The following is a 17,995-nucleotide window of genomic DNA, read 5'->3' as shown; positions in this document are numbered from 1 at the left end:
TCACTCGGCCACATGTACCGGGACGCTGGTGACCACCACCCCGGGCAGGGCCCGCAACGCGGCCCGGAGCCGCTGCTCGGCCCGGCTGTGCAGCAGCCGGTGCCAACGGTGGCGCAGCACCACCTCGGGCACGATCACGGTCAGCGTCAGCTCCGGCCGGGTTGTGTGCAGCGCCTCCAGGTAGTGCGCCAGCGGCCCGATCACCGCTCGGTACGGCGACACGATCGTCTCCAGCCGTAGGTGGTCGCCCCAGGCCTGCCACTGTTCGCGGAACCGGTCCGCCTCGGCGTCCTCGGGGGCGATGTGCACGGCCAGCGTCGGCTGGCCCAGCGACGCCGCGTACGCCAGGGCGCGCAACGACGCCCGGTTCAGCCGGGCCACCGGCACGATCACCAGATGGCGTACCTCCTGGGGCAGCTCCTCGCCCTCGGCGGAGCCGGCGGGTGGGCGCGGCCCGGCGGGTGTCACGGGCTCGGCGGACGGCGGGTGCAGCGCCAGGGCCTGGTGCAGCGCGGCGTAGTGGCGGTGGATCCGGTTGGCGAGCAGCACCAGCGCCGGTACCGCGATCACCACCAGCCAGGCACCCTGGGCGAACTTGCCGACCGCAGCGATCAGCAGCACCAGCCCGGAGAGCGTGGCACCGACCGCGTTGAGCACCAGCTTGCGTCGCCAGCCCCGGTCCCGGTGGCGGCGCCAGTGCACCACCATGCCGGCCTGGGACAACGTGAAGGCGAGGAACACCCCGACGGCGTAGAGCGGGATCAGCGACGCGGTGTGCCCGCCGAAAGCGACGAAGATGAGCGCCGCGGCGAGAGCGAGCGCGACCAGGCCGTTGTTGAACGACAGCCGGTCCCCCAGGTGCAGGAACCGGCGGGGAGCGTGGCCGTTGCGGGCCATGAAGAAGAGCAGCCGGGGGAAGTCGTTGAAGGCGGTGTTCGCCGCCAGCAGCAGAATCAGCGCGGTGGTGGCCTGGAGGAGCGCGTACCAGGGCCCGGTGGGGAAGGCGACCCGGCCGAGCTGGGACAGGATCGTCTGATCCGGCCGGGGCACCAGGCCGTTGAGGTGGATCAGGCCGATCAGCCCAGCGAAGAGCACCACCAGCATGCCGACCATCCAGCCGAGCGTGGTGCGGGCGTTGCGCCACTCCGTCGGGCGGAACGCCGGTATCGCGTTCGACACCGCCTCGATGCCGGTCATCGACACCGCGCCGGAGGAGAACGCCCGCAGCACCAGCAGCAGGCCCAGCCCTTCGGTGGCCGGCACCGGGGGCGGCGACACCGGGGCGAAGCCCCGTCCCGCCGCCCGCGCGTAGCCGACCAGCAGCAGCGCGAGGATCGCCGCCACGAAGGCGTACGTGGGCAGCACGAAGATGTTGCCGGCGGTACGCACCCCGCGCAGGTTCCCGGCCAACAGCACGGCGATCACCAGCACCCCGAGCAGGACGGTGGCCGGCGTGAACGCGGGCAGTGCCGAGGTGATCGCGCTCACCCCCGCCGCGATCGACACCGACACGGTGAGCACGTAGTCGAGCATCAGTCCGGCTGCCGCCATGAGCCCCGCCGTCGTGCCGAGGTTGTCCCTGGCCACGATGTACGACCCTGCCCCGTGCGGATACGCCGGGATGGTCTGCCGGTAGGACACGCCCACCGCGATCATCAGCACGACCAGCAGCGCGGCCAGCGGCAGGGACAGCCCGAGCGCGGAGGTGCCGGCCAGCACCAGCACGGCGATGAGCGCCTCCGGCCCGTACGCCACCGAGCTGAGCAGGTCGGAGGAGAGGATCGGCAGGGCGACGAGCTTGCGCATGCGCTCGTAGATGACGGCGGAGCTGGACAGCGGTGGGCCGAACAGCGTCCGGCGCACCCGGGCGAGCGCCCGCCCGGTCCGGGAGCCGGGCTCGTGGGCCGGCCCGGTGGCGCACAGTTCGCCGGGCTCCTCGACGGTGAACAGGTCGATCGGGGTGAGTCGCCCGAACCGGCTCGGCGCCGGACCGCGCCGGCTGCGGCCCAGGGTCGGGTCGACGGGCAGTTCGTCGGGGCGGCGAGGCACTCGCCAGCGCTCCCCGATCCGGCCCAGTGCCGCCCGCTCCTCCGGATCCAACGGCGGGAACTCGGCCGAGGGCGTGACCAGCGTCCCCCGATCCGGCTCGGGGCCGTCCGGCTGCTTCGCTCCCTTCCTCACCTCCGCACTGTCACGGAAAGCGGCGGCCCGGGAGGGGGATTTGCCCACACTCTCCGGAAAGTATTGGCCGACGCGCCGCCCGTGGCCGCGCCGCGGCCGCCAGCGTCAGTCGCCGAACGGGGTGGCGTCGGCGGGGACCGGGACCGGCTCGGTGCGGCGGCCGGCGCGGGCACCGCCAAGGATGACGACGGCGACGCCGGCCAGCAGCAGGGCCAGCCCGGGCAGGGCGAGCGTCCGGGGCAACTGGCCGAGCCAGGCCCAGGCGAGCAGGGCCGCCCCGGGCGCCTCCAGCAGGACGAGCACGCTGACCGTGGTGGCCGAGACGCGGCGCAGGGCGTAGTTGAACATCGAGTGGCCGAGCAGTTGGGCACCGGCCACCAGGCCGAGGATCGCCAGCCAGGTGCCCGGGTCGTAGCCGTGCAGGCGGATCCCGCCGGCCAGGCAGACCACCAACAGGACCGCCGCGCAGACCCCGTAGCAGATGGTGGTGTACGTGGTGGTGCTGATGGTGGCCCGGGCCCGCTCGCCGAAGGCGGTGTAGACGGCGACGAACATGCCGCCGGCGACGGCGAGCAGGTCACCGGCGAAGGCCCGGCCGGAGACGGTGAAGTCGGCGCCGGTGGCCAGCGCCGCGCCGACCACGGCGAGCGCGATGCCGGCCCACACCGCCGGCGGAAGCCGCCGCCCCTGCCAGCGGGCGATCAGCCCCTGCCAGACCGGCTGGGTGGCGACCAGCGCGGTGGCCGCGGCGACCGTGGTGAGCCGCACGCTCGGCATCCAGGTGGCGAAGTGCGCGGCCAGCGCCAGCCCGGACAGCACGCAGTACAGCCCCTCCCGCCGGCCCGCGCCCACGGTCAGCGCGCGGAACTCCGCCCGCCGGCGGGCCAGCGAGAACGGGCCGAGCACGGCGACCGAGAGCACGTTGCGCCAGCAGGCGATGGCGAGGGCCGGCGCGGCGGCGAAGGCGACCAGCGGGGCCGACGACGAGACGGCCGCGACCGCCAGCGTCAGCGCGCCGACGGTCAGCGCGTCGACGGACGGACGGTACGGAGCGGTGCGCACGGAGAGCAATCCTCACACGACCAGGGGACAGCACGGAACGTCAGCGCCCCGTTACGATCATGCTCGTCCCGGCGATCCCCCTCGACGTCCGGAGCTCTCCCCCATGCCCAGGTACCAGGCGGTGCTGTTCGACTTCTTCGGCACCCTGACCCGCTGCGTCCGGCGCGGCTCCGCCCACCGGGCCACGGCCGATTTGCTCGGCTGCCCGCCGGAAACCCTGACCGAAGTGCTCGACCGCACCTACTACCAGCGCGCCAGCGGCCGGCTGGGCAACGCCGAGGCGACCATGCGCTGGGTCTGCGACCGGGCCGGCGTGCATCCCTCCGACCGGGCGATACGGGCCGCCGTCCACTCCCGCCACCGCGCCGTACGCGCCGACACCCGGCTGCGCGACGAGGCGGTGCCGGTGTTGGCCGCGCTGCGCCAGCGGGGCGTCCGCACCGGACTGATCAGCGACTGCACGCACGAACTGCCGGCGTTCCTGCCGCAGCTCGCGATCGCGCCGCTGCTCGACGTACGCGTCTTCTCGGTGCAGGTGGGGCGGTGCAAGCCGGACCGGGCGCTCTACCTGGCCGCCTGCCGTCGGCTCGGCCTCGTCCCGGCCGACTGCCTCTACGTCGGCGACGGCGGCAGCCAGGAGCTGACCGGAGCGGAACGGGCCGGCATGACGGCGGTCCGGCTGACCGCGCCGGACCTGGCCGACCACATGGTCTTCAACGCGGACCGGTCCTGGGACGGCCCGCTGCTGGCCTCGCTGGCCGCGGTGCTCGACCTGGTCGCCGCACCGGTCGGCTGACCGCCCGGGGCTCGCCGCCGGTGCGGCCCGGTCCGGGTCAGCGCCGGCGGACCTTGTGCAGCCGGAAGGGTTTGCGGGTGGCCCGCACGACCGGGGCCGCCCGGGGCGGCTCGGCCAGCGACTCCGCCGGCAGGTCGGTGCCCGCGACGGGGGTGCCACCCAGGGCCAGGCGGTTGACCGCGCAGCCCTCGGCGGCCCACCGGCCCACCAGGTCGGCGGCGGTTCCGGGGGCGTTCAGCCGCTTCGTGGCGACCAGCGGAGCGGCGGTGTCCCACTCCTCGGTGCCCGGTCGCAGCCGGCTCACCCGGGCCGGCCAGGTGACGATCCGGCCACCGTGGTCGCCGCGCAGGGTCACCTCGGCCGTGGCCGCGTCGGCCAGACCGGGCGCGGACTGCTCACCGGGGCCGGAGACCACCAGGAGCGCGCCGTCGAGCGGCAGGCACCACAGCGCGTACGCGGGCCCGCCGCCGACGCTCACCCAGCAGACGGCCGCTTTCTTCACCGCCTCGTCGACCAGAGGCGTGGTGATCCGCTCGTCCACCTCGTCGCTCACTCCGGCATCCTCCCGCATCCCGGCCCGGCCGGGTTGGCACGCGTCCTCAGCCGCACGCTACCGCCCGGGCACGCCCGAGGGCCGAACGGCGCCGCGGGGTCAGCCCACGAAGGGCGGGACGGTGATCTCGCCGCGGGCCACCGGGACCACCTGACCGGTGACCGTCGCGCCGACGGCCACCCCACCGGCGGCGGTGACCGTGCAGGCCAGCGACGAGGGCCGGTGGATCTCGACGCCCTGGCGGATCGCGTACGCCGAGTGGCCCTCGCCGGGCAGCAGCCCGCTGGCCACCAGCCACACCCCGAGGCCGAGGGCGGCCGAGCCGGTCGCCGGGTCCTCCGGCACACCGAGGCCCGGCACGAAGACCCGGGCGTGCGCGGTTTGCGTGGCGGCGTCCCAGGAGAAGACACTGACGTGCTCCACGCCGTACCGCTCGGCCGCCGACGGGTTCATCCTGGCGCGGGCCACCGCGTCCGGACGTACCGGGAGGTAGGGGAACTCCAGGCCGCAGCCGGCGACCCGGGGCGCCGGGCCAGCGTGATCCGCGGCGGTGAGGCCGACCATCTCCAGCAGCGGCTCCGGGTCCAGTTCGGGGCCGAGGGTCGGGGTACCCCCGGTGAGGGTGGCGCCGGTGGCGGTGACCTCGATCGGCAGCACCCCGGCACCGCACTCCTGGGTGACCGGGCCCACCTCGAACAGCCCGCGCCGGCCGGCCGTCACCGCGGCGCCCACGCTGGGATGCCCGGCGAACGGCAGCTCCGCCGCCGGGGTGAAGATCCGCGCCCGGTACGTCGCGCCGACCTGGGTCGGCGGCAGCACGAACACCGTCTCGGACAGGTTGAACTCGAGCGCGAGCGCCTGCATCTGCTCGGTGGCCAGCCCTTCGGCGCCGAACACCACGGCCAGCGGGTTGCCGGCGAAGGGGCGATCGGTGAAGACGTCCACGATCTCGTAGGCCAAGGTCGACATGTTGATAAACACTAGGCCCTTAGGCTGGTGCCCGTGAGCACGCCGAACCGGGTCTACATCGCCCGGCTCGCCGGAGTCGCCGTCTTCGACCCGAACGGCGACCAGGTGGGCCGGATCCGGGACGCGGTTGCCCGGATGCGGCAGACCCAGCGCCCGCCGGAGGTGGTGGGGCTGGTCGCCGAGATGCCGATGCGCCGGCGCATCTTCCTCTCCATCAACCGGATCACCTCCATCGATCCGGAAGCCGTCGTGCTCGGCAGCGGCACCCTCAACCTGCGCCGGTTCGAGAAGCGCCCCAACGAGCTGCTGGTGCTCCAGGAACTGCTGGACCGCCGGGTCCAGCTGGACACCGGGCAGGCCGGCTCGGTGGTCGACGTGGCGATGGAGTGCAGCCGCGGCGGCGAGTGGTCGCTGACCCGGGTCGCCGTCCGCGAACAGACCAGCCGGCTCACCCGCCGCGGCCACCTCCACCAGGTGGAGTGGGACCGGGTACGCGGCCTCGGCGCGGTCGGCGACGCCCGGGGTACGGCCAACCTGCTCGCCGTGCTGGAGGACATGCGCCCCGCCGATCTGGCCAACGCGCTGCAGGACCTGCCCGACGCCCGCCGCAACGAGGTCGCGGCGGCGCTGGACGACGAGCGCCTCGCCGACGTGCTCAGCGAGCTGCCCGAGCACGACCAGGTGGAGATCCTGGCCGCGCTGGACCGGGAGCGCGCCGCCGACGTGCTCGAGGAGATGGACCCGGACGACGCCGCCGACCTGCTCAACGAGCTGCCCCCGCCCGAGCAGGACGTGCTGCTCGACCTGATGGAGCCGGAGGAGGCCAACCCGGTACGCCAACTGCTCCGCTACGCCTCGGGCACCGCCGGCAGCGTGATGACCTCCGAGCCGGTCATCCTGCCGCCGGACGCCACCGTGGCCGAGGCCCTCGCCCGGATCCGCGAGCCGCAGCTCTCCCCGGCGGTGGCCGCGCAGGTCTTCGTGGCCCGCGCCCCGCTGACCACGCCGACCGGCCGCTACCTCGGCATGGTCCACTTCCAGCGGCTGCTCCGCGAGCCCCCGGCCGACCTGCTCGGCGGGGTGGTGGTCAACGACATCGACCCGCTCCACCCCACCACTCCGCTGCCCGAGATCACCCGCCGGATGGCCACCTACGACCTGGTCGCCATGCCGGTGGTGGACCGGAACAATCGCCTCGTGGGCGCGGTGACGGTTGACGACGTGCTGGACCACTCGCTGCCGCGCGACTGGCGGGACCGGGACGTGGTGCCGACCACCGCCGGCGCCGACGCCGAGCCCCCGGGTGGCACCGATGACTGACCAGCGACGGGCCGAGCGGCTCGACCAGCCCCGCGCGCCCCGGGGCCTGCGCCTGCCGCGGATCGACCAGGAGACCTTCGGCCGGGTGGCCGAGGGCATCGCCCGGGGCATGGGTACGGCGAACTTCCTCGTCTACATGACCCTGGTCCTCTCCGCCTGGTTCCTCTGGAACTCGTTCGCCCCGGCGAACCTGCGGTTCGACCCGTACACCTTCACCTTCCTCACCCTGATCCTCTCCATCCAGGCGTCGTACGCGGCCCCGCTGATCCTGCTCGCGCAGAACCGGCAGTCGGACCGGGACCGGGTCGCGCTGGACGAGGACCGGCGGCGGGCAACGCTGCAGAAGGCCGACACGGAGTACCTGGCCCGGGAGATCGCCGCGCTGCGCATCGCGATGGGCGAGGTGGCCACCCGGGACTTCCTCCGCTCGGAGCTGGCCCGGCTGGCCGAGGAGCTGGACGAGGCGGCGGAGCGCCGGCGGAAGCTGGAGCGCAAGCAGGACCGGCAGGACCGGCGGCCGACCGGCGGCGAGCCGCTCGACGAGCCCCGCGACGACCTGGACGGCGACTTCGCCCGCGACGGGCGCCTCGAGGGCTGAACCCGGGCCGGAACGCCTTGAACGCCGCGCGCCTCAAGGGGCCGGGCGCGCGGCGTTCGCCGCGAATCGTCCCACTTCGCGGCACGGCCCGTCCACCCCTCGGTCGGTGCCATCGATTCGCTCACACCGGCCACCGCCAGCGGCGGTCGCCGATGACCCCGACGTAGCATTACGGGCATGTCAGCACCCGTCAGCACCGTCTCCGACGCGATCCAGGCCGCCCTGGCCACCGTCAACGACCCGGAGATCCGTCGGCCGATCACCGAGCTCGGCATGGTCCGGTCCGCCGAGGTCGGCGCGGACGGCGTCGTCCGCGTCGAGCTGCTGCTCACCGTGGCCGGCTGCCCGCTGAAGGACAAGCTGCGTACCGACATCACCGCCGCGGTGGGCGCGGTGCCCGGGGTGACCGGCGTCGAGATCGAGTTCGGCGTGATGAGCCCGGAGCAGCGCCAGGAGCTGCAGGCGAAGCTGCGCGGCGGCGGCACCGCCGAGCCGGTGATCCCGTTCGCCCAGCCCGGCTCCCGCACCCGGGTATACGCGGTGGCCAGCGGCAAGGGCGGCGTCGGCAAGTCCAGCGTCACGGTCAACCTGGCCGCCGCGCTCGCCGCCCGCGGCCTCTCGGTCGGCGTGGTCGACGCGGACATCTACGGCCACTCGGTGCCCCGGATGCTCGGCGCGGACGGTGCCCCGACCCGCGTAGAAGACATGATCATGCCGCCGCAGTCACACGGCGTGAAGGTCATCTCGATCGGCATGTTCACCCCGGGCAACGCGGCCGTCGTCTGGCGCGGCCCGATGCTGCACCGGGCACTGCAGCAGTTCCTCGCCGACGTCTACTGGGGTGACCTGGACGTCCTCCTGCTCGACCTGCCCCCGGGCACCGGCGACATCGCCATCTCGGTGGCCCAGCTGCTGCCGAACGCGGAGATCCTGGTCGTCACCACACCGCAGGCGGCCGCCGCCGAGGTGGCCGAGCGGGCCGGCGCGATCGCCCTGCAGACCCACCAGCGGGTGGTCGGCGTCATCGAGAACATGTCCTGGCTGGAGCTGCCGGACGGCTCCCGGATGGAGGTCTTCGGTGCGGGCGGTGGCGCGGCGGTCGCCGAGTCGCTGACCCGGACCATCGGCGCGCAGGTGCCGGTGCTGGGGCAGATTCCGCTGGACACCCAGGTCCGCGAGGGCGGCGACGCCGGTACCCCGATCGTGCTGGCCCAGCCCGACGCCCCCGCCGCCAAGGCGCTGATCCAGGTCGCCGACCGCCTCGCCGTACGCCGCGAGTCCCTCCTCGGCAAGCCCCTGGGCCTCAAGCCCGCCGGCCGCTGACCCCGCGCCGCGCGAAGATCCACCCTGATTCCCGGAAAGAGGGACCATTCCGCCTGGAATGGCCCCTCTTTCTCGCTCTCCGCTGCGCCCGGGTAAGGGCGGGAATCAGGTGGCGTCGTCGTAGCTGGGGCGCGGGGCCGGGGCGGGGGTGGGGGCGCCGCCGGTGGCGGTGGCCGGGCGGGCGCCGTTGGTCCGCAGGTCGGCCTGCTTGGCGACCTCCTTGAGGTCCTCGTGCACGCCGCCGACATCCTGGCGGATGTTGTCGTACATGCTCTGCAGCGGCTTCCGGATGGCCTGCTCGTCCTCCTCGCTGAGGAGGTGCTTCCGGATGAACGCCTTCGGGTGCAGGTCCTCCAGCTGGATGTCGGTGCCCAACTCCCGGCTCAGGTCGCCGGTGGCGTTCCGGGCCATGGCGCGCAGGTTGCGGACCATCCGCAGGCCGTCGTTGATGACGGCGGGCAGCCGGTCGCCGAAGATCAGCAGCGCCAGAAGCAGCAGCGCCGCGATCTCCCACCAGTTCAGGTTGTCGAGCACTCCGGCCTCCTCGTGCGTGTCAGGCCCAGACTACGCACGTCACGGGGTGGTTCGGGAGGGGGTGACGGTCGCTCACTTCGCGTCTGCGGCGAGCGTCACGGAGGCGCTCTGCCGGGCCGACCCCCGGCGGTACTCGACCGTCACCACTGAGCCGGGTGCGTACTTGCGGACCAGGGCGACAAGATCGGTCGGCTCGGTCATCGGGTGCCCGTTCAGCCGCAGCACCACGTCACCGGCCTTGAGCCCGGCAGCGGCCGCCGGGCCGGCGGGTTCCACCGCGTTGAGGCGTACGCCGGTGCCGCTGGCCGCGCCGGTGCTGCCCACCTGGGCGCCGATCACCGTACGCCGGGCCTTGCCGGTGCCGATGATGTCCTGGGTGACGCGTTTGGCCTGGTTGATCGGGATGGCGAAGGCGAGCCCGATGTTGCCGGCCTCCTGCCCGTCGGCGACCAGCGACTTGATCGTCGAGTTCACCCCGACCACCCGCCCGCCGCCGTCGACCAGCGGGCCGCCGGAGTTGCCGTGGTTGACCGCCGCGTCGGTCTGGATCGCCGCGTAGTAGCGCGTCGGGCCGCCCGGCTCGCCGGCCTGCATGGTCCGGTCCAAGGCGCTGACGATGCCGGCGGTGACGGTGTTCGCCAGGGAGAGCGGCGAGCCGATGGCGAGCACCGGGTCGCCGACCGCGAGCGCGTCCGAGTCGCCGAACTCCACCGGCTTCAGCCCGGTGCGGGCCACCTTGATCACCGCGATGTCCGACTCCGGGTCCTGCCCCACCACCGTGCCGGGGGCCGTGCTGCCGTCGTTGAAGATCACCGTGGCCTTGCCGGGTCCGCCGGAGACCACGTGGTCGTTGGTGACGATGTGCCCGTCGGCGCTCACCACGAAGCCGGAGCCCTCGCTGGTGCCGCCGAGGCTGTAGACCCGGACGGTCACCACGCTGGGCAGGACCTTCTCGGCGACGCCCGCCAGCGACTCGGGCTTGCGCTGGGCGAGCGCCGGAGCCTGGCCCGACTGCGCGCCCAGGGCCGGGACCTCGGTTCCGCCGCGCAGGAAGGCGTAGGTCAGGGCGCTGCCGAGCGAGCCGGCCAGCAGTGCGGTGATCAGCGAGACCAGCACCACCTGCCGCAGCCGCGGCCGACGCGGGGCGTCCGGGTCGACCACCGGCTCCGGCTGGCCGACGCCGACGGCCGGGGCCGCCGGGACCACCACCGCGGCCGGCGCGTACGGATCCCGCCACGGATCGGCCAGCGCGTCGGACCACCAGGGCGAGCTGCCACCGCCGGCGCCCTGCGGCGGGTCGCCGGACGCCGGCCGTCCCGCCGGTGCCGGACCTCCACCGGGCTGGCGCCAGTCCCAGCCGTCGGTCACGTCGGTGCCTCCCACTCCGTACCGCGTGTCCCGTGCCGGGCACCGGCGGAGCCGGACGACCGTGACACACGGGACACCGTCCAGGATTGCACGGATGTCCCGGGTGCAGTCAGGGGTTGCCCGTCGTGATCGTCTCCAGGAGCCGACTCGCGGCTGCGCGTGTCCGAGGCCGCCTCTAGGCTCATACCGCCAACCGACCCCTCGCACCACTCCCGCCGCCCGGAGGTGTCCCATCGCCACGGTCGCCAACCCCGGCAACTCGATGGCCCCGGCGCTCCAGTTCGCCGAGTCGTACGTCACCGAGGACCTCGTGCTGCGGACGGCCCGCAGCCTCGCCCGCGAGGTGGGGGTGGACGCCGTCACCCCGGGGGCCGGGGCCGCGCTGCGGCTGCTCGCTGCCGCCGGCAACGCCCGGGCGGTGGTGGAGATCGGCACCGGCACCGGGGTCAGCGGCGTGTGGCTGCTGCGCGGCATGCGCCCCGACGGCGTGCTCACCACCATCGACGTGGAGGTGGAGCACCAGCGGATCGCCCGGCGGATCTTCCTGGAGGCGGGTTTCCCGTCGGGGCGTACCCGGATCATCACCGGCCGGGCCCTCGACGTGCTGCCCCGGCTCGCGGACGGCGCCTACGACCTGGTCTTCGTCGACGCCGAGTCGACCGGCTTCACCGCCTGCGTGGACGCCGCGCTGCGGCTGCTGCGCCCGGGCGGGGTGCTCGCGCTCAACGGCGCGCTGGCCGGCGGCCGGATCGGCGACCCGGCCGCCCGCGACGTGGAGACGGTCACCGTCCGGGAGACGATCAAGGCGATCCGGGAGTCGGAGCACTGGATCCCGGCGCTGCTGCCGGTCGGGCACGGCCTGCTCGCCGCCGTGAAGGGCTGACCCCTGCGACCGCCGGTGGCGGGGTCCGCCCGCGCCGTCAGCCCAGCGTCGTCAGCCAGCGCAGCAGCCCGCGTACGCCCCAGCCGGTGGCGCCCTTGGTCAGCTCCGCGTGGACGTCCTCCGACCACGAGGGGGCGGACATGTCCACGTGCACCCAGCGGTCCCGCAGCTCGCCGGTGAACTCGTGGAGGAACAGCGCGGCCACCACCGAGCCGGCACCCCGGTCCGGGGAGCTGTGCAGGTCGGCGATGTCGCTGCCGAGGTACTCGACGTAGTCGGCGGCGAGCGGCATCCGCCAGGCCCGCTCGCCGGCCCCCTCGATCGCCCCGAGCAGGTCGGCGGCGAGCTGGTCGTTCGCGCTGTAGAGGGCGCCGTGCCGCTTGCCCAGCGCCACGGCGTTCGCGCCGGTCAGGGTGGCCAGGTCGACCAGCAGGTCGGGCTTGAGCTCACGCGCGGCGTACGCCAGGGCGTCGGCGAGCACCAGCCGCCCCTCGGCGTCGGAGTTGGTGGTCTCGCTGGTGAGCCCGCCGTAGTGGCGGATGATGTCGCCGGGGCGGAAGGCCGAGCCGCTGACCATGTTCTCGGCGAGCGGCGCGAGCGTGGTGACCCGCACCGGCAGCCGCAGCGCGGCGGCGCCCAGGCAGGCGGCGGTGACCGCGGCCGCGCCGGCCATGTCCTTGCGCATCAGCTTCATCGCCGGCACCGGTTTGATCGAGATGCCACCGGTGTCGAAGGTGATCCCCTTGCCGACCAGCACCACGTGGGTACGCGCGTCCGCCGGCCGCCAGTCCAGCTCGACCAGGCGGGGACCGCTGGCCGAGCCGCCACCGACCGCGAGGATGCCGCCGAAGCCCTCGGCCGCCAGCTCCTCGGGGCCGCGTACCCGCAGGTGCAGGTCGGGGTGGCCGGCGGCCGCGGCCTCGACCTGCGCGGCGAACCAGGCCGGGTTCTTGACCGAGGAGGGGGTGTTGGTGAGGTCGCGGGCCAGCCCGGTCATCGCCGCGGTAGTCCGCGCCGCGTCCAGAGTGTGGGCGAGCGCGTCCGGATCGGCCACCACGACGTCCACCTCAGCCAGCGCGGGCGCGCCGCCGGCCTCGGTCAGCCGGAACCGGTACGACCCGAGCAGCAGCCCCTCGGCCAGGCCACGCAGCGCCGCCGGGGCGTCGACCGGCAGCGCCACCGTGACGTGCGTCTCATCGCGGGCGGCCCGGGCGAGCGCCGCCCCCGCCGCCCGCCAGTCCTGCTCGTCGCCGGTGCCGACGCCGAGCAGCACCAGTCGCGCCGGGGTGCCGCCGGGACGCAGGTGCTCCCGCGCCTCGCCCGCCTCCCCGGTGAGCCGGGCGGCGGGGATCAGCGCGGTGGCCTCGGCCCGGACCTCGTCGGCGGGCGGCGAGGCGGTGGGGACCAGCATGGCCGGCGTGTCCGACCCTTCGCGGCGAACAGGCAGGACGAGGGTGTCGAGCCGCTCGGGCCCGCTCACCAGACGGATGGCCAGCACGCTGGACCGCACCTCCGAAATTGTTTAAGTTAGGACAATTTGCCACGGGCGAAGCCCACGAAGACCCTGAGCCACCGGCCGGGCCGGTGGCTCAGGGAAGGACGAACCGTACGCGCGACACGCGCCGCGCGGACCGCTCCTCGATCAGCCGGCGGCCGCCTTCAGCGCGTCACCCAGCGCGGTGGCCTCGTCGGGAGTCATCTCGACGACGAGCCGGCCACCACCCTCCAGCGGGACCCGCATCACGATGCCCCGGCCCTCCTTGGTGACCTCCAGCGGACCGTCGCCCGTCCGCGGCTTCATCGCCGCCATGTTGTCTCCCCTCAGACCTACACCAGGGTCGGTGGGTTGCCCCACAGCCACTTCGCCATGACCACCCGCAACCACCACGGGGGCCTCCACCAACGATTTTCCCTGATGAACACCGCCGGACCCAAACCGAAGCAGCATTGATGTAACAGCACCTAGCTTATCTTGGGTAGGCCTGTCACAATGTGCGGTCATGCAGGCACGGTCGGCGCTCTTCGACCTGTACGGCGACCACCTCCGCGCGAGGGGTGGACGCGCACCGGTCGCCGCCCTGGTCAAGCTGTTGGCACCGCTCGGGATCGCCCCTCCGGCGGTACGCACCGCGGTCTCCCGGATGGTCCGCCAGGGCTGGCTCGAACCCCTCCGGCTGGTGTCCGGACCCGGATATTCGATCACACCGAAGGCGGGCCGCCGACTGGACGAGGCGGCCGCCCGGATCTACCGGACCGGCCGACACAGCTGGGACGGCCGGTTCGATCTGCTGGTGCTGGACGCCCCGGCCGCCCGCCGGGACCGGCAGCGGCTCGCTGCCAACCTGACCTACCTCGGCTACGGCACGCTCGACGACTGCACCTGGGTGGCGACCCGCCCGGGCGAGGACGTGGACGTGCTGCTCGCCGAGGCGGGCGTGCGCTACGAGCGGTTCACCGCCGCGCACGCCGCCGGGACACCCGGCGCGATGGCCGTGGTCCGCCGCGCCTGGGACCTGGCCGAGATCGGCCGGGCGTACGAGCGGTTCGTCACCGAGCAGAAGCCGCTGCTGTCCGGCGTCACCGTCCGCAGCAGCGACGAGGAGGCGTACGCGGCCCGGTTCCGGCTGGTGCACGCGTGGCGTACCTTCCTCTTCCGGGACCCGCAGCTGCCCCCGGCGCTGCTCCCCGAGCGTTGGCCGGGCGCCAGCGCGGCCAGTTTCTTCGACCGGCACGCGGCCCGGCTCCGGCCGGCCGCCGACCGGTACGTCGAGCAGTGCCTCGACGCCAGCAACCGCCTTGCTCGACAGAAGGGTCGTTAGAAACGTGACCGAGCCGCTGCTCGTCGACCGCACCGACGCCGTCGTCACCCTGACGCTGAACCGCCCGACGGCGATGAACTCGCTCGACGTGCCGCTCAAGGAGGCGCTCCGGGACACCCTGGCCGAGTTGGAGACCGACCGGTCCTGCCGGGCGGTCGTGCTGACCGGGGCCGGCGGCTCGTTCAGCGCCGGGCAGGACCTGCGGGAGCACGTGCAGACCCTCGAGTCGAACGCCGACCCGCTGGGGACCGTCCGGGCCCACTACAACCCGATCGCCGCCCGGCTGGCCAACCTGCCCAAGCCGGTGGTCGCCGCGGTCCGGGGCATGGCCGCCGGGGCGGGTGCCTCGCTGGCCTTCCTCGCCGACTTCCGGATCGGCGGGCCGAAGACGAAGTTCCTGATGGCCTTCGCCGGGGTCGGGCTCGCCGCCGACACCGGCGCCTCCTGGACGCTGCCCCGGCTGGTCGGCCACGCCAAGACCGTCGAGCTGCTGATGCTCGCCGAACCGGTGGGCGCCGAGGAGGCGTACCGGCTGGGCCTGCTGACCAGGCTGGTGGACGACGACGAGCAGGTGCTGCCGGCCGCGCAGGAGTTGGCCGCCCGGCTCGCCGCCGGCCCGACCGTCGCGTACGGGGCGATCAAGCGGCAGCTCTCCATCGCCGACGCCGGGACCCTGGCCGACGCCCTGGCCGCCGAGGCCCAGGCCCAGTCGATCTGCGGGGCCACCGCCGACCACAAGGCCGCCACGCTGGCCTTCGTCAACAAGCAGAAGCCCGTCTTCGAGGGCCGCTGACGCACGGCCCCCTCCAAGATCCGTTCATCGGGCGACGTAGCCGCCGTCGACGGGGATGGTGTGGCCGGTGATCCAGGCGGCGTCGTCGGAGGCGAGGAAGAGCACCACGCCGGCCACGTCGTCCGGGGTGGGGATGCCGGGCTTCGGGTTGAACGACTCCATCTGCCGGCGCATCTGCGCCGGGTCCGGCGCGCTGTCGATGAAGTGCTCCACCAACGGGGTCATCACCACGGTCGGGGCCACCGCGTTGACCCGGATGCCGCGGGCCGCGTACTCGATCGCCGCCGACCGGGTCAGGCCGACGATCCCGGCCTTGGTGAAGGTGTACGGAGAGATGTTCTCCTGGGCGGCCAGCGCGGTGGTCGACGAGGTGTTGACCACCGCGCCCCCGCCGCCCAGCAGCAGCGCCCGGATGCCGAACCGGAGCACGTAGAAGACCCCGTCCCCGTTGATCCGGCGGACCTTCTCCCAGTTCTCCACGTCCATCTCGTGCAGCGGCTGCTGCCGGCCGTCGATGCCCGCGTTGTTGAAGATGACGTCGATCCGGCCGTACCGCTGCAGGGCGTCGGCGAAGGCCTGGTCGACCGAGGTCGCCTCGCCGGTGTCCACGGTCACCGCGTACCCGTCGGGCAGGCCGCCGGCCACCTGCTGCGCACCCTCGGCGTTGATGTCGGCGACCACCACCTTGGCACCCTCGGCGGCGAACCGCCGGGCCGCCGCCGCACCGAGCCCGGACGCCCCACCGGTGATGAACACGACCCTGTCCTGGAAGCGCATCCGACCCCCTCGCGCGGCCGGCCGGCACCGACCCTCCCCCGGCACGTTAACCGGGGCGGGAGGAGTCAGTCGTCCTCTTCCGGATCCTGGTTGGCCTCCACACCGAGCACGAACGCCTGCATGGCCAGCTCGTCGCCGGAGGGCGAGACGAAGGCGGGCAGCTCCCGCGGGCCCAGCTCCTGCACGTACGACCAGAAGAGCCGGACCGCCTCGGCCGGCGAGGCCGCCTCGATCGGCAGGTCGAGGCTGACCAGCCAGGACCGGCGGGCGGGCGGCGGGCCGAGCCGAGCGGCCAGCTCGCGCCAGACGGCCGGGTCGAGCCCGGTCAGCAACCCGTCGAGGGCCAACCCGCCGACCGCCACCGGCTCGTCGAGCACCCGCCGGGTGTACGTCACCACGAGTGCCCCGGGGCCCGGGTCGGACTGCGGATCGTCCGGGTCCTCCCGGGTCTCGGCGGTGGCGAGGGCCACCCGACCGAGGCCCACCAGTCGGAGCGGTTCGTCGACCAGCACCGCGACCGGGTCACCGGGCCGGGGCCGGGCGGTGCCGTCCAGCCCGGTCAGCTCCAGGGTGTCGTGGTGGACCAGCCGCTCGGCCTCGTACCGCTCGGCGGGCAGCAGCACCGCCCAGGCGCCGGCCACGATGCCGCCCTCGGTCGTCCCGCTCGTACGCGGCTCGGTGTCGGTCATGGGGCCATCCCATCACGCCGGGGCGGTGCCGGTGCCGCCGCGTCCGCCGGGCGCCGCACGGGTCACGCCCCGGTCACGTGGCAGCCGGTGAGGTGGTCGTCCACCATGCCGGTGGCCTGCATCAGCGCGTACGCGGTGGTCGGGCCGACGAACCGGAAGCCCTGCTTCTTGAGCGCCTTGGCCATCGCGGTGGACTCGGGGGTGACCGCCGGCACCTCCGCGAACGACCGGGGTCGGGCCACCCGGGCCGGCGGCGCGTACGACCAGAGCAGCGCGGAGAGGCCGTCGGGCAGTTCCAGGGCCGCCCGGGCGTTGGCGATGGCCGCCTCGACCTTGGCCCGGTTGCGCACGATGCCGGGGTCGGCCAGCAGCCGGGTGACGTCGGCCTCGCCGTAGCCGGCGACCTTCTCGATCCGGAACTCGTCGAAGGCGAGCCGGAACGCGGGCCGCTTGCGCAGGATGGTCAACCAGGACAACCCGGACTGGAACGCCTCCAGGGTCAGCCGTTCGTAGAGCGCGTCGTCGCCGCGCAGCGGCCGGCCCCACTCCTCGTCGTGGTAGACGGCGTAGTCCGGGGTGCTCGCCCCCCAGGCGCAGCGGGGCAGCCCGTCGGCGCCGGTCACCAGGTCAGTCACGGCGTACACGGTAGGCCAGCCCACCGACAACCGGCCACGGCCGGGCTCAGGGCAGCCGGCCCTGCTCCACCAGCCGGGCGAACTTCTTCAGCGCCTGCGTGAGGCTGAGCTTGGAGCCGGGCCAGAGCACCGGCCAGGCCACCCGGCCGGCGGTCCCGCCCGGCAGGTGGAACCACTCGTGCCAGACCACCTGGGTCCGGTCCCGGTCCATCGGGGTGCAGCGCAGCACGCCCGGGCCGCGCAGCAGCTTGCCGCAGTGCACCACGCCGACCTCGTACGGGGCGTCCACCCGGACCACCCGCATCTCGTCCCGGAGCGCGGCCGGGCCGAGCGCGGTGACCGCCTCGACCAGGCTCCCCTCGCCGCCGTCCCCCTCGACCACCCGGACGGTGGTGAGCGGGATCCAGTCGGACTGCCGCTCCCAGGCGGTGAGCGCCGCGAAGACCCGCTCGGCGGGGGCGTTGACCACCACCGCCGCGGTGACCTCGCCGGCACCGGGCTGGGCCGCCTCGGCGAATTCGTCGGCGCCCTCCGACCCGGTCACGCCGACTCCGACCGGACCACCGCACCTCGCGTCCGCTCATCGTCGGCGGCCTGGTCGGCGTCGGCAGCGGCCGCGCCGGCCGGCGCATCGGTCGCTCCGGCGTCGTCGGCTCCGGCGACCCGGTCACCGGCGGTCGGATCCGTCGCCGGGC

At 74.2% G+C, this 17,995-nt stretch carries 19 protein-coding genes; 7 read left to right on the top strand and 12 right to left on the bottom strand.

What is annotated here, in order from left to right:
* On the bottom strand, positions 1-2,181 hold the full coding sequence (locus ONA70_RS18465; protein ID WP_265007690.1) for an APC family permease: 2,181 nt from the start codon (positions 2,179-2,181) through the stop codon (positions 1-3).
* Between the two features lie 105 nt (positions 2,182-2,286).
* Positions 2,287-3,243 (bottom strand): DMT family transporter, encoded by a 957-nt coding sequence (locus tag ONA70_RS18460; RefSeq protein ID WP_265007689.1) that lies wholly within the window; start codon positions 3,241-3,243, stop codon positions 2,287-2,289.
* A 103-nt stretch (positions 3,244-3,346) separates the two neighbouring features.
* Between ONA70_RS18460 and ONA70_RS18455 the strand changes: the two genes are divergently transcribed.
* Positions 3,347-4,039: an HAD family hydrolase gene (locus ONA70_RS18455; protein WP_265007688.1), complete on the top strand. Its 693-nt coding sequence runs from the start codon at positions 3,347-3,349 to the stop codon at positions 4,037-4,039.
* Positions 4,040-4,076: 37 nt separating this feature from the next.
* On the opposite strand, the gene ONA70_RS18450 is transcribed toward ONA70_RS18455, so the two are convergent.
* Positions 4,077-4,610 carry a hypothetical protein gene (locus ONA70_RS18450; protein WP_265007687.1) on the bottom strand — a complete coding sequence of 178 codons (534 nt, stop codon included), beginning with the start codon at positions 4,608-4,610 and terminating at the stop codon, positions 4,077-4,079.
* A gap of 81 nt (positions 4,611-4,691) precedes the next feature.
* The gene (locus ONA70_RS18445; RefSeq protein ID WP_265007686.1) at positions 4,692-5,561 is read right to left on the bottom strand and encodes a PhzF family phenazine biosynthesis protein; all 870 of its coding nucleotides are present in this window, start codon (positions 5,559-5,561) and stop codon (positions 4,692-4,694) included.
* Positions 5,562-5,594: 33 nt separating this feature from the next.
* Between ONA70_RS18445 and ONA70_RS18440 the strand changes: the two genes are divergently transcribed.
* From ONA70_RS18440 to ONA70_RS18430, 3 genes are all read left to right on the top strand, one after another.
* Positions 5,595-6,881 (top strand): magnesium transporter MgtE N-terminal domain-containing protein, encoded by a 1,287-nt coding sequence (locus ONA70_RS18440; RefSeq protein WP_265007685.1) that lies wholly within the window; start codon positions 5,595-5,597, stop codon positions 6,879-6,881.
* Positions 6,874-7,479, top strand: a complete 606-nt coding sequence (locus ONA70_RS18435) for a DUF1003 domain-containing protein (protein ID WP_265007684.1) — start codon at positions 6,874-6,876, stop codon at positions 7,477-7,479. The genes ONA70_RS18440 and ONA70_RS18435 overlap by 8 nt, the downstream gene beginning before the upstream one ends.
* Positions 7,480-7,656: 177 nt before the next feature.
* Entirely contained in the window at positions 7,657-8,802 is a 1,146-nt protein-coding gene (locus tag ONA70_RS18430) for an Mrp/NBP35 family ATP-binding protein (RefSeq protein ID WP_265007683.1), read from the top strand.
* Between the two features lie 105 nt (positions 8,803-8,907).
* Here ONA70_RS18430 and ONA70_RS18425 read toward each other — a convergent pair whose 3' ends face one another.
* Together ONA70_RS18425 and ONA70_RS18420 are read right to left on the bottom strand one after the other, a co-directional pair.
* Complete coding sequence (locus ONA70_RS18425) at positions 8,908-9,336, bottom strand: Sec-independent protein translocase family protein (protein ID WP_265007682.1); 429 nt, start codon at positions 9,334-9,336, stop codon at positions 8,908-8,910.
* A gap of 72 nt (positions 9,337-9,408) precedes the next feature.
* Entirely contained in the window at positions 9,409-10,719 is a 1,311-nt protein-coding gene (locus tag ONA70_RS18420) for a S1C family serine protease (protein ID WP_265007681.1), read from the bottom strand.
* A gap of 247 nt (positions 10,720-10,966) precedes the next feature.
* On the opposite strand from ONA70_RS18420, the gene ONA70_RS18415 reads away from it, so the two are divergent.
* Positions 10,967-11,587, top strand: coding sequence for an O-methyltransferase (locus ONA70_RS18415; RefSeq protein WP_265007680.1), 621 nt, complete (start codon positions 10,967-10,969; stop codon positions 11,585-11,587).
* A gap of 37 nt (positions 11,588-11,624) precedes the next feature.
* Here the strand turns inward: ONA70_RS18415 and ONA70_RS18410 are convergent, their stop codons facing one another.
* Both ONA70_RS18410 and ONA70_RS18405 read right to left on the bottom strand, forming a co-directional pair.
* Positions 11,625-13,085, bottom strand: a complete 1,461-nt coding sequence (locus tag ONA70_RS18410) for a leucyl aminopeptidase family protein (RefSeq protein ID WP_265007704.1) — start codon at positions 13,083-13,085, stop codon at positions 11,625-11,627.
* 144 nt (positions 13,086-13,229) lie between these two features.
* Positions 13,230-13,397, bottom strand: a complete 168-nt coding sequence (locus tag ONA70_RS18405; RefSeq protein ID WP_013283866.1) for a DUF3117 domain-containing protein — start codon at positions 13,395-13,397, stop codon at positions 13,230-13,232.
* Positions 13,398-13,587: 190 nt separating this feature from the next.
* On the opposite strand from ONA70_RS18405, the gene ONA70_RS18400 reads away from it, so the two are divergent.
* The gene (locus tag ONA70_RS18400) at positions 13,588-14,406 is read left to right on the top strand and encodes a PaaX family transcriptional regulator (protein WP_265007679.1); all 819 of its coding nucleotides are present in this window, start codon (positions 13,588-13,590) and stop codon (positions 14,404-14,406) included.
* 4 nt (positions 14,407-14,410) lie between these two features.
* Positions 14,411-15,199: an enoyl-CoA hydratase/isomerase family protein gene (locus tag ONA70_RS18395; protein ID WP_265007678.1), complete on the top strand. Its 789-nt coding sequence runs from the start codon at positions 14,411-14,413 to the stop codon at positions 15,197-15,199.
* Positions 15,200-15,223: 24 nt separating this feature from the next.
* Here ONA70_RS18395 and ONA70_RS18390 read toward each other — a convergent pair whose 3' ends face one another.
* From ONA70_RS18390 to ONA70_RS18375, 4 genes are all read right to left on the bottom strand, one after another.
* The gene (locus tag ONA70_RS18390; protein ID WP_265007677.1) at positions 15,224-15,976 is read right to left on the bottom strand and encodes an SDR family NAD(P)-dependent oxidoreductase; all 753 of its coding nucleotides are present in this window, start codon (positions 15,974-15,976) and stop codon (positions 15,224-15,226) included.
* A 65-nt stretch (positions 15,977-16,041) separates the two neighbouring features.
* Entirely contained in the window at positions 16,042-16,665 is a 624-nt protein-coding gene (locus ONA70_RS18385) for a hypothetical protein (protein WP_265007676.1), read from the bottom strand.
* Between the two features lie 62 nt (positions 16,666-16,727).
* Positions 16,728-17,300 carry a DNA-3-methyladenine glycosylase I gene (locus tag ONA70_RS18380; RefSeq protein WP_319957663.1) on the bottom strand — a complete coding sequence of 191 codons (573 nt, stop codon included), beginning with the start codon at positions 17,298-17,300 and terminating at the stop codon, positions 16,728-16,730.
* Positions 17,301-17,346: 46 nt separating this feature from the next.
* A complete protein-coding gene (locus tag ONA70_RS18375) occupies positions 17,347-17,844 on the bottom strand; it encodes an SRPBCC family protein (protein WP_265007675.1) in 498 nt (165 codons plus the stop codon).
* Between the last annotated feature and the right edge of the window lie 151 nt (positions 17,845-17,995).

Origin of the sequence: Micromonospora yasonensis, assembly GCF_026013475.1 — a bacterium.
GTDB classification, from domain to species: Bacteria; Actinomycetota; Actinomycetes; order Mycobacteriales; family Micromonosporaceae; genus Micromonospora; species Micromonospora yasonensis.
The sequence above is the reverse complement of the archived record's forward strand: the minus strand, read 5'-3'. Positions and strand labels throughout refer to the sequence as shown.